This is a genomic window from Amycolatopsis sp. CA-126428 (genome assembly GCF_002904335.1).
Taxonomy (GTDB): Bacteria; Actinomycetota; Actinomycetes; order Mycobacteriales; family Pseudonocardiaceae; genus Amycolatopsis.
This window is the reverse complement of sequence record NZ_PPHF01000170.1, coordinates 14,547-27,674: the sequence shown is the minus strand read 5'-3', so window position 1 is coordinate 27,674 and position 13,128 is coordinate 14,547. Positions and strand designations below refer to the sequence as shown.

The window sequence follows — 13,128 nt, the reverse complement described above, 5'->3', positions numbered from 1 at the left end:
CGGTGGCGGCCGCGGTGTTGCATGATGATCCACCATGGCCGAGCGCACACTCGCCGACCAGTTGGGCGGCTACCTCCCCGAAGGCATCGAGGCCCTCGAGGAGCACGAACGACAGGACCTCGCCGACGCGCTGCGCGACGCGCGCAGACGTCAGGCGAAAGCGCTCGCCGAGGCGGGCGAAGAAGGGCTCCGGTACGTTCCCTCGCTGCTGCGCGGCGCGGTCCGGAAGGTGGTCGGCCTGTGACGGAGCACGCGGCGCCCTCGGCGAACTACGGCGCCGAGGCCGAAATCCTCAAGCTGGCCCGCGTCCTCGGCGTCGAGCCCGCGCGCCTGACCTACCTCGCCCGCGTGGACGCCGACGACCTGCAGGCCTTCCGCGAGCAGGTCACCGACACGCTGTTCGACGCCAACGCCGCCGCGCTGCAGCGGATGGCCCTGGCCGCGCGGGTCGTGCCCGTCGGGGTGCTCGCCAAGATCGCCGAGAAGGTGTTCGGCCCGCTGCTGTGCGCCCGGATCGCCGGGCTGGTCGACGTCGCGCGCGGGGTCGACGTCGCCAAGCGGCTCAGCACCCGGTTCCTCGCCGACGTGGCCGCGGAGCTCGACCCGCGGCGCGCGAGCGCGATCATCAGCCGGATCCCCTTGGACACCGTCCTCGCCGTCGCCGGCGAACTGGCGCGCAAGGAGGACTGGATCACCCTCGGCCGGTTCGTCGGGCACCTGCCGGACCCCACCGTGCGGCGGGCCCTGGAACAGATCGACGACCCGGCGCTGCTGCGGATCGCGTTCGTGCTCGACGACAAGCGCCGCATCGACCACGTCGTCGGCCTGCTCCCGGCGCACCGGCTCGGCCGGCTGGTCACGGCGGCGAGCGCCGACGAAGACCTCTGGACGCCGGCGCTCGACCTGCTGACCCACCTGGGCGAGGCGCGGCGCGCCACGCTCAAACCGATGCTCAGCGGGCTGCCCGGCGGGTTCCGGGAACGCGTTCAGGCGACGATCAAGTAGATCCCGTAGCCGACGATCGCCAGGCAGGCGGCGAAGCAGACGACCGCGCCGGCCAGCGGCCCGTTGCCCGAGCCACCCTCCGCGCGGGCCGATTCGCGCTGCGAGAGCCCGACCACGCCGAAGGAGAAGAGGCTCGTCAGCACGACGACCGAAGCCAGCGCGACGACGAAGACGAGACCGAGGGAACCCCAATTGATGTGCACGGCGCTCCTCAGGCGTTGGCCGGCTGCGCGACGCCGGACTCGGGCTCGTGGATGGAGTTGGCGTTGACGGGGTTCCGCTTCGAGGCGAGGTAGATGCCCAGGGCGACGACGACCCCGGCCAGGCCGACCAGCACGGTGCCCCAGGTCCCGAGCGTCGAGACCTCGGCGGCGAGCGCGCCGACGATCGCGGCGGCGGGCAGCGTCAGCGCCCAGGCCAGGACCATCCGGCCCGCGACGCCCCAGCGGACCTCGGCGAGCTTGCGGCCGAGCCCGGAGCCGATGATGCCGCCCGAGCAGACGTGCGTGGTGGACAGCGCGAACCCGAGGTGCGCCGAGGTGAGGATGACCGCCGCGGCGCTGGTTTCCGCCGCGAACCCCTGCGGTGTCTGGATTTCGGTGAGCTTCTTGCCCATCGTCTGGATGATCCGCCAGCCGCCGAGGTAGGTGCCGAGCGCGATCGCGGTGCCGGCGGTCAGGATCACCCAGAGCGGCGGCCCCGAGTTCGGCGCGAGCGAGCCGGACGCGATCAGCGTGAGCGTGATGACGCCCATGGTCTTCTGCGCGTCGTTCGTGCCGTGGGCGAGCGAAACCAGCGACGCGGAGGCGATCTGGCCGGCCTTGAAGGTGCGGCCCACCGTGTCCTGCTTCGCCCGGGCGGTGATCCGGTAGACGAGGAAGGTGCCCAGCGTCGCGACGAGCCCGGCGACGATCGGCGAAGCGAGCGCCGGGATCAGCACCTTCTCGACGACCTTCCCGAAGTGGACGGCGTCGGAGCCCGAGGCGATCCAGGTCGCGCCGATCAGCCCGCCGAACAGCGCGTGCGACGAACTCGACGGCAGCCCGATCAGCCAGGTCACCAGGTTCCACACGATGGCGCCGACGAGCCCGGCGAAGATGATCACCGGTGTCACCTTCGTGTCGTCGACGATCCCGCCGGAGATCGTCTTGGCGACCTCGACCGAGAGGAACGCGCCGACGAGGTTCAGCACGGCCGAAACGGCGACGGCGACTCTCGGTTTGAGCGCCCCGGTGGCGATCGAGGTGGCCATCGCGTTGGCGGTGTCGTGGAAGCCGTTGGTGAAGTCGAAGGCCAGCGCGGCGACGATCACCACCAGCACGATCAGCGAGAAGTCCATGGGCGGCCCACTTTCGTTGCTGTTCGTTAGCAACGCTACTGATCGACAGGGACCGCTCCGATCCCTGTCGAGTGACGGCTTACTGAACTCTGCGTGAACCGGGGTGGGGTAAACCCCACCCCGGCCCGGTGGTCCAGCCCAGTGTGTCCGCCCGCGCCGCCTGGAACGATCGGCACCGGGCGAAAGGGGCCACGATGAACAAGCTGGGGTGGGCGGTCGTCGCGACGGTGGCGTCGGCGGTGTTGTTCTTCTTCGGCACGGGCTTGGCCCCGGTCCCCGAACTGGCCTGGGTGGCCCCGCTGCCGATCCTGCTGCTCGCGCCGCGCGTCCCCGGCGCCGCGGCGATGGCCTGCGCGTTCGCCGCCTACCTCGCGGGGAGCACCGGGAGCTGGAGTTACTACTGGCATTCGCTTTCGATCCCCCGCCCCGCGGCGATCGGGATCCTCGGCGGCAGCGCGCTGCTGTTCGCCCTGTCCGCCGGGCTGTTCCGGGTGCTGGTCCGGCGCGGGCACGGCCTCCTGGCGGCGCTCGCCGCACCGGCGTTGTGGACCGTCGTGCTGTACGTCGTTTCGCTGCTCAACCCGACCGGCGTGATGGACACCCTGATGACGACCCAGGCCGACCGGCCGGCCGTGTTCCGGCTCGCCACGGTGACCGGCGGCTGGGGTGTGGAGTTCCTGGTGCTGTTCGTCCCGGCCGCCGTGGCCGCCGCGCTCGCGCCGGGCGTCCGCGGCCGGGCCCGGCTCGCCGGCCTGGTCGTCACCGCCGCGGCGCTGGCCGGGCTCGCCTTCTGGACCACGCCGCCGCTCACCGGCCCGCCGACGCGGGTCGCCCTGCTCGCCATGGGACAGAGCCGCTGGGGGCTCGACGTCGCCACGTTCGAGGGCCGCACCCGCCTCCAGTCCTATGTGGACGAAATCGGCCGGCTGCCGGACGGCGTCCGGGTGGCCGTGCTCCCCGAAGGCACCTTCGCGGTGGACCAGGCCAGCCGCCCGCGGCTCGTCGAGGCCTTCGCGAACGTCGCTCGCAAGCGGAACCTCGACGTCGTCACCGGCGTCATCGACACGACCCCGGACGGCCGGTTCAACGCCGCGCTGGCGATTCCGCCGTCCGGCCCGCCGGTGGAGTACCGCAAGTGGCACAACGGGGATTCGCCGAACCTCACCTCAGGCACCCAGCTCGCGCACGTCGCCGGGATCGGGCTGATGGTGTGCATGGACGTCAACTTCGCCGACCCCAGCGGCGGTTACGGCGAAGCCGGCACGGGCCTGGTCCTCATCCCGGCCTCCGACGAAGACGTCGACGGCTGGGCCCACAGCCGCACCGCGCTGATCCGCGGTGTCGAGAACGGTTTCTCGGTGGCGTGGAGCGCCGCGCGCGGTACGCCCATGCTGGCCGACGCCCAGGGACACGTGCTGGCCGACGCCCACACCGGTGACCGCCCGTTCTCGGTGGTCGTCGCCGACGTCCCGCTCGGGCCAGGGAAGACGCCCTACGCCCGCTTCGGCGACTGGTTCGCCTGGCTTTGCGGGCTGGTCGCGCTGGCCGGGCTAGTCACCGCGACCCGCAGGCCGTCGTTGTCACCCGTCACAACGCCCGCCGGGCAACTCTGAGCGTTTTCCCAGGTCGCCTCCAGGCGCCTGTGACCGATCATGATCTGGGTCACGTACTGACGGGTAACTGGAGGCAACGGAATGTGGGTCACCAACGGCGGTGTCAAGCGAACCCTGGCCGTGCTCGCCGCGGCGCTCACCCTCGGCGCGGTCGCGCCGCCGGTCGCGGAAGCGGCCCCGAGCAGCGGCTGGAACGACTGGGGCTGCCGGCCCTCGGCCGCGCACCCGGAGCCCGTCGTGCTCGTGCACGGGCTCGGCGCGAACGACACCGTCAACTGGTTCTTCCACGCGCCGAAGATCGCCGCCCAGGGCTACTGCGTCTTCTCACTGACGTACGGGACCGGCATCCTCGGTCCCGGCGTCGGCGGGCTCGCGTCCATGCGCGACAGCGCGGCGCAGCTCGGCCGGTTCGTCGACCGGGTCCGGTCCACGACCGGAGCGGCGAAGGTCGACATCGTCGGCCACTCCGAAGGCAGCACGATGCCCGCGTACTACCTGAAGTACGGCGGGGCCGCCAAGGTCGCCCACTTCGCCGGCTTCGGCGCCAACTACCGCGGGACGACGCTCGGCGGCCTCGACGCGCTCGCCAAGGCCCTGCTCACCTCCGCGCCCGGGCTCGGCGCGGTCCTGCGCACGACGTGCGGCGCGTGCACCGAGTACCTCGCGCCGTCGGCCTTCCTGGACGACCTCGCCCGCGGTGGCGTCCACGTCCCCGGCCCCACCTACACGAGCATCGTGAGCAAGTACGACGAGGTCGTCACGCCCTACACCAGCGGAATCCTCGGAGAACCGGGCACCACGGACGTCGTCCTGCAGGACTTCTGCGCGGGAGACGCGTCCGGGCACCTGAGCCAGGCGGTCGACCCCAACGTCACCGGCCTGATCCTCCACGCGCTCGACGCGAGCTACGCGCCGGCGTGCACGCCGTTCACCCTGCCGTTGTGAGCGGGTTCTGCCCGAGGTACCGGCGCCCGTTTTCGGCGGACTCCCGCACCGCGGCGAACCCGTAGGCCACCATCGCGGTCTCGTAGGCCGCCACCGCCTCGAGCGGCGGAGCCCCGGCCAGCGCGGACGCCAACGCCGCACCGTCGCGCAACGCGGTGTTGGCGCCCGCGCCGGCGGCCGGGCTCATCGCGTGGATCGCGTCGCCGACGAGCGTCACGCGCGACGGTTCCCACGGCCCGATCGGGATACTCGTCCGGATGGGTTGCGGGAACGTCGCCGGGACGTCCCAGTGCTCGACCATCGCACGGGCCAGGGGGTGCCAGCCGTCGACCAGGCGGAGCGCCACCTTCTGCAGGTCCTCCGGCGCCATCACGGCGAGCTCGGCTTCGGAGTGGCCGGCGATCTCCCAGCGCGCGCCCACCGAGCAGGTCATGTACGGCCGGTCGTCGCGCAACCGCAGGTCGGGCACCAGCCGCGCGCACGCGTCGGCCACCGGTTCGGGGTAGTCGACCGGCGCGAACCCGGCCATCGTCCGGTCCGGGCCGAGCATCATGGAGAACACCGCGAACATCTCCGGCTCGAACAGCGCGCGGGTTTCCGGCGTCAGCGGGATCCGGCCGTAGAGGTGCACCAGCCCGGCGTCGACGACCGGGGCGTGCGGGAGGTACTGCCGCCGCACGCCGGAGTTGATGCCGTCGGCGCCGACGAGCAGGTCGCCCCGCGCGGTCGTCCCGTCGGCGAAGTGCGCGGTCACGCCGTCCGCACCGGTCTCGTGGTGCGTGAACTGCTTGCCGTAGGCGACTTCCTGGCCGTGCAGCAGGATCTGCCGCAGGGTGAAGCGGTTGATGTTGAGGTGAGTTCCCTCGTCTTCCAGGCGCGTGAGCAGCCGCAACCGGTGGTCGTACACGTTCGTGTGCGGCAACGCGCGGCCCGCGGTGGCGCGGAAGAGTTGGTGCAGCTCCGGCGGCAGCACCTCGCGCAACGCCGCGTCGCCGACGCCGCTGATGTGCAGCCGGTACCCCTGCTTGCGCGCGCCCGCCGACTCGTCGCGTTCGTAGATGCGGCACGGGATCCCGGCGCGGCGCAGGCCGTGCGCGAGGCTCAGGCCACCCAGGCCGGCCCCGATGATGATCACAGACACAGCTGTCCCTTCGTCACGGATGAGGAAGGGACGCACAGGTAAGCCTGCGTAAGCCGCCCGGACTAACCCATACCGGACTGTGTCTTCGCGCGTCCTCGCTTTCGACGTTAGCGCACACGCTCCCCGGCACGCCACACCATGTTCGTCAGCGGCACGCCGGGCCGGTAAGCCAGGTGCGTCACCGAAGGCGCGTCGAGCACGTGGACGTCCGCCCGGGCGCCCGGGCGCAGCACGCCCACGTCGTCGCGGCGCAGCGCCTTCGCGCCGCCGGCCGTGGCGGCCCAGACCGCCTCCTCGATCGTCATGCGCATCTGCAGCACCGCCGTCGCGACGCAGAACGCCATCGACGTCGTGTACGAGCTGCCCGGGTTGGCGTTGCTGGCCAGCGCCACCGTCGCCCCCGCGTCGAGCAGCCGCCGAGCCGGGGCCAGCGGCTGTCGGGTCGACAAGTCGCAGGCGGGCAGCAAAGTCGCGACCGTCTCGGAAGCCGCCAGCGCTTCGACGTCCGTGTCCGCGAGATAAGTGCAGTGGTCGACGCTCGCCGCGCCCAGCTCGACCGCCAGCCGGACACCGGGGCCTTCGCCGAGCTGGTTGCCGTGCACCCGCAGGCCGAGCCCACGCCCGGCGGCGGCCTTCAGCACCCGTGCGGACTGGGCCTCGTCGAACGCGCCCGTCTCGCAGAACACGTCCGCCCAGCGCACGCTTTCGGCCACCGCGTCGAGCATCTCGCCGCACACGAGGTCCACATAGGACTCCGCGTCGGCACCGGGCGGCACGAGGTGCGCGCCGAGGAACGTGACCTCGTCGGCCACTTCACCGGCGATCCGGGCACTCCGGGCTTCGTCGGCCACCGTGAGCCCGTAGCCCGTCTTGGTCTCCAGGCACGTCGTGCCCTGCCGGGCCGCCTCGGCGACGTGGTGACGCAGGTTCGCCGCCAGCCGCTCGTCCGTCGCCGCCCGAGTGGCACCGACCGTGGTCGCGATTCCGCCTGCGGTGTAGGGTTTCCCGGCCATCCGCGCCTCGAACTCGGCGGTGCGGTCGCCGGCGAAGACGAGGTGCGTGTGGCTGTCGACCCAGCCGGGCAGCACCGCGCGGCCGCCGACGTCGACGCGTTCGTCGGCGTCCGGGGCCTGCGCGGCGGACCCGGCCCAGGCGACCTTCCCGCCCTCGACGACCAGGGCGGCGTCGGTCAGCCGGCCCAGCGCCGGGTCGTTGGTGGTGAGCTCGCCGATGCCCGTGATCAGGACCGCCACAGTGCCTCGATCTCCTTCGCCAGTAGGGTTTCCGGTCGGTCGACGAGCAGGTGCGCGCCGTCCCGCACGACCTCGCGGCCGGCGACGACGACGTGCCGGACATCGGCGCCGGATGCCGCGAACACGACACCCGACGGCTCGATCCCGGCCGTCCGCACCGAATCCAGGGCCACGGTGACGAGGTCCGCGCCCGCCCCCTCGGCGAGCGCGCCGACCTCGTCCCACCCGATCGCCGCATGGTCCGTGCCCGCTTCGAGGAGCTCTTCGGCGCTGAACCGGCCGCGTTCTTCGCTGGCCAAGCGATCGTCCAGCTCCAGCGCGCGGGTCTCTTCGAACGCGTCGACGACGGCGTTGCTGTCGCTGCCGATGCTCAGCCGCACCCCGGCGTCGCGCAGGGCGCGGGCCGGGCCGATGCCGTCACCGAGGTCGCGTTCGGTGGTCGGGCAGAAGCACGCCCGCGCCCCGCTCAGCCGGTCGATGTCCGACGCCGTCAGGTGCGTGGCGTGCACGGCGACCAGGCGCTCGGTCAGCACGCCGTGGTCGTCGAGCAGCTCGGTGGGCGTGCGGCCGTAGGCGGCCCGGCACTGCTCGTTCTCGGCCCGCTGCTCCGACAAGTGGATGTGCACGACCCGGGCACTGTCCACAAGCGACAGTTGATCGGCGGGCACCGCCCGCACCGAGTGGATCGCCGCGCCGACCCGGAACAGTTCGTCTTCCTTCAGCGTGGCCACCCGCGAAGCCCATGCCGGCGCCGAGCCGTCGGAGAACCGCCGCTGGACCTCGTCGGGCTCGACACCGATCCCGCCGGCCAGGTAGCACGTGTCGAGCAGCGTCAACCGGATCCCGGCGTCCGCCGCGGCCTGCCGCAGGGCCGCCCCCATCGCGTTCGGGTCGGCGTAGGGCTTCCCGCCGGGCGCGTGGTGCAGGTAGTGGAACTCGCCGACGCTCGTGTACCCGCCGAGCACCATCTCCGCGTAGACCCCGCGGGCCAGCCGGTAGTACGTGTCCGGGTCGAGCCGCGCGGCCAGCGTGTACATGCGCTCGCGCCACGTCCAGAACGTGCCGCGCTCGTGGTGCGTCCGCCCCCGCAGGGCGCGGTGGAAGGCGTGCGAATGCCCGTTCGCGAAGCCCGGCAACGTCAGTCCGGTGAGCACGGTGCCGGACCGCGGTGAGCCCGGTGTCACGCCCGTGATCCGGCCGCCGTCGACGTCGATCCGCACCCCGGCCGCGATCCCGCCCGGCAACCAGGCCTGTTCGCACCAGAAAACTGTCGGTGCCGGGCGATAGGCTGGAAACGGGGGGCGCCCCCGCGGGCCGAGGGTCGGGTTGGGGGTCGGGTTGGGGGTCACTGCGCCAGCCGCTCCAGGGCCGTGGCCAGCGCCGCGGCACCGGCTTCGACGTCGTCGGCTTCGGCGAACTCTTCCGGCGAGTGGCTGATCCCGGTCGGGTTGCGCACGTAGAGCATTCCGGCCGGGACGAACCCCGCCAGGATGGCCGCGTCGTGGCCGGCGCCGGTCGGCAGCTCCGGCGGCGCGCCGAGCCACTCGCCGAGGTCACGCCGGAGACCGTCGTCGAACACGACGTCGCCGGAGTAGGACTCGCGCGTCACCTCGACCCGGCAGCCTTCCTCCTTCGCCGCGTCCGAGGCCGCCCGGCTGATCTCGGCGACCAGCCCCGGCGTGCCCTGGCCGGGCACCCGCGCGTCCAGCCACAGGTCCACAGTGGACGCGATGACGTTGGTCCCGCCGGAGGTCGGCACGAGCCGGCCGACGGTCGCCCGCGCGTCCGGCACCTTCGCGGCCAGCCGCCGCACGGCCGTGACCGTCGCCGCGGCGGGCAGCATCGGGTCCGCGCGGTCGGCGAGCAGCGTCGCCCCGGCGTGGTTCCCCTGCCCCGCGAAGGAAAACCGCCACCGTCCGTGCGCGATCACCGTGCTGCCCACGGCCACCGGCGAACCTAGGTCGATCAACCCGCGCCCCTGCTCGACGTGCAGCTCGAGGAACTGCCCGATCCGGTCGAGCCGCTCGGTGTCCCGGCCCATCCGCGCGGGGTCGACGCCCGCCTTCCCGGCCGCCTCGGCGAACGTCACGCCGTCGGCGTCCCGCAGGCCGCGCGCCTTGTCGGCGTCGATGGTGCCGGTGAGCAGCCGCGAACCCAGGCAGGGAACGCCGAACCGGCCACCCTCCTCCTCGGCGAACACCACGACGGCCAGCGGCCGGCGCGCCCGGAACCCCTTGGCCTGCAGGGCTTCGACAGCGGCCAGCGCGCTCACCACACCCAGCGGGCCGTCGAACGCGCCGCCACCCGGCACCGAGTCGAGGTGGCTGCCGGTGACGACGGCGTTGCGTCCCGGCGGCCCCCACCAGGCCCAGATGTTGCCGTTGCGGTCGGTCTCGACGTCCAGCCCGAGCCCCAGCGCGCGCTCGACGAACCACTCGCGCAGGTCGTGCTCCGGCGAGTCGAAGGCGTGGCGGGAGTAACCGCCGCGCTTCGGGTCGCGCCCGACGTCGGCGATCTCCCCGAGGAGCCCGGAGGCGGTCACTCGGCCTCCCGCATCGGCACCCGCACACCGCGCTCGTCGGCGACGTCGGCCGCGCGGTCGTAGCCGGCGTCGACGTGCCGGATGACGCCCATGCCCGGGTCGTTGGTGAGCACCCGCTCCAGCTTCTGCGCGGCCAGGAGCGTCCCGTCGGCGACGCTGACCTGGCCCGCGTGGATGGACCGGCCCATGCCGACGCCGCCGCCGTGGTGGATCGACACCCAGCTGGCGCCCGAGGACGTGTTGACCAACGCGTTGAGCAGCGGCCAGTCGGCGATCGCGTCGGAGCCGTCGGCCATGCCTTCGGTCTCGCGGTACGGCGAGGCGACACTGCCGGAGTCGAGGTGGTCGCGGCCGATGACGACCGGCGCCTTCAGCTCGCCGCTGGCGACCATCTCGTTGAACCGCAGCCCCGCCAGGTGCCGCTCGCCGTAGCCGAGCCAGCAGATCCGGGCGGGCAGGCCCTGGAACGCCACGCGCTCGCCGGCCAGCTTGATCCAGCGGGCGAGGGATTCGTTCTCCGGGAACAGTTCCAGCATCGCGCGGTCGGTGGCCGCGATGTCCTCGGGGTCGCCCGAGAGGGCCGCCCAGCGGAACGGGCCGTTGCCTTTGCAGAACAGCGGGCGGATGTAGGCGGGCACGAAACCGGGGAAGTCGAACGCGCGCTCGCAGCCGCCGAGCTTGGCTTCGCCGCGCAGGGAGTTCCCGTAGTCGAAGACCTCGGCGCCGCGATCCAGGAAGCCCAGCATGGCCTCGACGTGGTCGGCCATCGACTCGCGCGAGCGGTCGGTGAACTCGTCGGGCTTCTTGGCCGCGTAGTCGTGCCAGTCGTCGACGCTGACGCCCTTGGGCAGGTAGGACAGCGGGTCGTGCGCCGACGTCTGGTCGGTGACGATGTCGACCTCGACGCCGCGGCGCAGCAGCTCCGGCAGCACCTCGGCGGCGTTGCCGACGACGCCGACCGACAGCGGGCGCTTCTCCTGCTTCGCTTTGGTGACGCGGGCGATGGCGTCGTCGAGGTCGTCGGCCACCTCGTCGAGGTAGCGGGTCTCGACGCGGCGGTGCGCGCGCTGCGGGTCGCACTCGATGACCAGCGCGACGCCGTCGTTCATGGTCACGGCCAGCGGCTGCGCGCCACCCATGCCGCCGAGGCCGGCGGTCACGGTGAGGGTGCCTTTCAGCGTCCCGCCGAACTTCTTTTTCGCGACCGCGGCGAACGTCTCGTACGTGCCCTGGAGGATGCCCTGGGTGCCGATGTAGATCCACGAACCCGCGGTCATCTGGCCGTACATGGTCAGGCCTTGCTGCTCCAGGCGGCGGAACTCCGGCCAGGTCGCCCAGTCGCCGACCAGGTTCGAGTTCGCGATGAGCACGCGCGGCGCCCACTCGTGCGTGCGGAACACCCCGACCGGCTTGCCGGACTGGACGAGCAGCGTCTCGTCGACCTCGAGCGAGGTCAGTTCGCGGGTGATGGCGTCGAAGCTGGCCCAGTTGCGGGCGGCTTTGCCGGTGCCGCCGTAGACGACCAGGTCCTCGGGCCGCTCGGCGACGTCGGGGTCGAGGTTGTTGTGGAACATCCGCAGCGCGGCTTCGGTCTGCCACGACTTCGCGGTGAGCTGGGTGCCGCGGGCGGCACGGACGACGCGGGACATCAGACCTCCAGGTAGGCGGTCGTGAGTGGTAAGGCGGGTTCTAACCCTCCTTACCACTCACGACAGGCGGGCGGCGTCGAGGACGGCGCCGGAGCGGACGAGTTCTTCGGCGGCCGCGATTTCGGGCGCCAGGTGGCGGTCGGGGCCGGGGCCGTTCACTTTGGTGCGCAGCAGGTCCCGGACGCGGCCGGTGACCGGCGACGGTTCCAGCGGCGCCCGGAAGTCCAGCGCCCGGGCCGCCGTCAGCAGCTCGATGGCCAGCACGGTCGTCAAGCCGTCGACGGCCTTGCGCAGCTTCCGCGCGGCCGACCAGCCCATGGAGACGTGGTCCTCTTGCATCGCGCTGCTCGGGATGGAGTCGACCGACGCCGGGACGGCGAGCCGCTTGAGCTCGCTGACGATGGCGGCCTGGGTGTACTGGGCGATCATGTGGCCGGAGTCGACGCCCGGGTCGTCGGCGAGGAACGGCGGCAGGCCGTGCGAACGCGCCTTGTCGAGCATCCGGTCGGTGCGGCGCTCGGCGATGCTGGCGACGTCGGCGACCGGGATGGCCAGGAAGTCGAGGACGTAGGCGACGGGCGCGCCGTGGAAGTTGCCGTTGGACTCGACGCGGCCGTCCGCGAGGACGACGGGATTGTCCACCGCGGACATCAGCTCGCGCTCGCCGACGAGTTCGGCGTGCGTGAGGCTGTCGCGCGCGGCGCCGTGCACCTGCGGGGCGCAGCGCAGCGAGTAGGCGTCCTGGACGCGGTTGCAGTCCGGGCCGCGGTGGCTCTCGACGATCTTCGAGCCCTGCAGCGCCTGCCACATCCGGGCCGCGGACTTCGCCTGCCCGGGATGCGGGCGCAGGGCTTGCAGGTCGGCGGCGAACGCGCGGTCGGTGCCGAGCAGGGCCTCGACGCTCATCGCGGCGGTGAGGTCCGCGATGTCGAAGAGCCGGTGCAGGTCGGCGGCGGCGAGCAGGAGCATGCCGAGCATGCCGTCGGTGCCGTTGGTGAGCGCGAGGCCCTCCTTCTCGGCCAGGACGACGGGCTCGATCCCGGCCTGCTTCAACGCCTCCGCGGCGGGCTTCAGCCGACCGGCGTGGATCACTTCACCCTCGCCCATGAGCGCCAGCGCGACGGCGGCCAGGGGCGCCAAGTCGCCGGAGCAGCCGAGCGAGCCGTACTCGTGGACGATCGGGGTGATATCGGCGTTGAGCAGGGCCGCAAGCGTTTGCGCGGTGCCCGGGCGGACCCCGGTGTAGCCGCTGGCGAGGGTGCGCAGCCGCAGCAGCATCAGCGCGCGGACGACTTCGGGTTCGACGGCGGGCCCGGCACCGGCGGCGTGCGACCGGATCAGGCTGCGCTGCAGCGCGGTCCGGCTCTCGACCGGGATGTGCCGGGTGGCGAGCGCACCGAAGCCGGTCGAGACGCCGTAGGTGGGCGTGACGGCGTGGGCGAGGTCCTCGATGTGCAGGCGGGTCGCGGCGAGGTTCTTCTCGGCGGCGTCCGTGAGCCCGACGGGCGCGTGGCCGCGGACGACGTCGACGACCTGGGCGGCGGTCAGGGGCTCCGGGCCCAGGAGCACTTTTTCCGGCATGGGCCCATTGCACCCCTTCGGAACCGCTGGTGGGATGCCTCAACGGGTGGTTCTGTCTGG

The 13,128-nt window shown here is 72.6% G+C and carries 12 protein-coding genes; 4 read left to right on the top strand and 8 right to left on the bottom strand.

Features of this window, described 5'->3' with window-relative positions:
• Positions 1-34: 34 nt before the first annotated feature.
• Positions 35-244 (top strand): hypothetical protein, encoded by a 210-nt coding sequence (locus tag C2L58_RS44630; RefSeq protein WP_103343677.1) that lies wholly within the window; start codon positions 35-37, stop codon positions 242-244.
• A complete protein-coding gene (locus C2L58_RS44625; protein WP_103343676.1) occupies positions 241-1,005 on the top strand; it encodes a hypothetical protein in 765 nt (254 codons plus the stop codon). Before C2L58_RS44630 ends, C2L58_RS44625 begins: the two co-directional genes overlap by 4 nt.
• Here the strand turns inward: C2L58_RS44625 and C2L58_RS44620 are convergent.
• Positions 987-1,208 (bottom strand): hypothetical protein, encoded by a 222-nt coding sequence (locus C2L58_RS44620; protein ID WP_103343675.1) that lies wholly within the window; start codon positions 1,206-1,208, stop codon positions 987-989. The two genes, C2L58_RS44625 and C2L58_RS44620, sit on opposite strands and share 19 nt — an antisense overlap.
• 8 nt (positions 1,209-1,216) lie before the next feature.
• Positions 1,217-2,344, bottom strand: coding sequence for an inorganic phosphate transporter (locus C2L58_RS44615; protein WP_103343674.1), 1,128 nt, complete (start codon positions 2,342-2,344; stop codon positions 1,217-1,219).
• A 194-nt stretch (positions 2,345-2,538) separates the two neighbouring features.
• Between C2L58_RS44615 and C2L58_RS44610 the strand changes: the two genes are divergently transcribed.
• Both C2L58_RS44610 and C2L58_RS44605 read left to right on the top strand, forming a co-directional pair.
• Positions 2,539-3,957 (top strand): acyltransferase, encoded by a 1,419-nt coding sequence (locus C2L58_RS44610; RefSeq protein WP_103343673.1) that lies wholly within the window; start codon positions 2,539-2,541, stop codon positions 3,955-3,957.
• Between the two features lie 81 nt (positions 3,958-4,038).
• On the top strand, positions 4,039-4,902 hold the full coding sequence (locus C2L58_RS44605) for a lipase (RefSeq protein ID WP_103343672.1): 864 nt from the start codon (positions 4,039-4,041) through the stop codon (positions 4,900-4,902).
• Here the strand turns inward: C2L58_RS44605 and C2L58_RS44600 are convergent.
• The 6 genes from C2L58_RS44600 to hutH form a co-directional block, all read right to left on the bottom strand.
• A complete protein-coding gene (locus C2L58_RS44600; RefSeq protein ID WP_233226275.1) occupies positions 4,886-6,043 on the bottom strand; it encodes an FAD-dependent oxidoreductase in 1,158 nt (385 codons plus the stop codon). The two genes, C2L58_RS44605 and C2L58_RS44600, sit on opposite strands and share 17 nt — an antisense overlap.
• A gap of 107 nt (positions 6,044-6,150) precedes the next feature.
• Positions 6,151-7,296, bottom strand: a complete 1,146-nt coding sequence (gene hutI / locus C2L58_RS44595; protein WP_103343670.1) for an imidazolonepropionase — start codon at positions 7,294-7,296, stop codon at positions 6,151-6,153.
• Positions 7,284-8,516, bottom strand: coding sequence for a formimidoylglutamate deiminase (locus tag C2L58_RS44590; RefSeq protein ID WP_233226277.1), 1,233 nt, complete (start codon positions 8,514-8,516; stop codon positions 7,284-7,286). The genes hutI and C2L58_RS44590 overlap by 13 nt, the downstream gene beginning before the upstream one ends.
• Positions 8,517-8,641: 125 nt before the next feature.
• Entirely contained in the window at positions 8,642-9,838 is a 1,197-nt protein-coding gene (locus C2L58_RS44585; protein ID WP_103343668.1) for an allantoate amidohydrolase, read from the bottom strand.
• On the bottom strand, positions 9,835-11,487 hold the full coding sequence (hutU, locus tag C2L58_RS44580; RefSeq protein WP_103343667.1) for a urocanate hydratase: 1,653 nt from the start codon (positions 11,485-11,487) through the stop codon (positions 9,835-9,837). The genes C2L58_RS44585 and hutU overlap by 4 nt, the downstream gene beginning before the upstream one ends.
• A 57-nt stretch (positions 11,488-11,544) precedes the next feature.
• Complete coding sequence (gene hutH / locus C2L58_RS44575) at positions 11,545-13,068, bottom strand: histidine ammonia-lyase (protein ID WP_103343666.1); 1,524 nt, start codon at positions 13,066-13,068, stop codon at positions 11,545-11,547.
• Between the last annotated feature and the right edge of the window lie 60 nt (positions 13,069-13,128).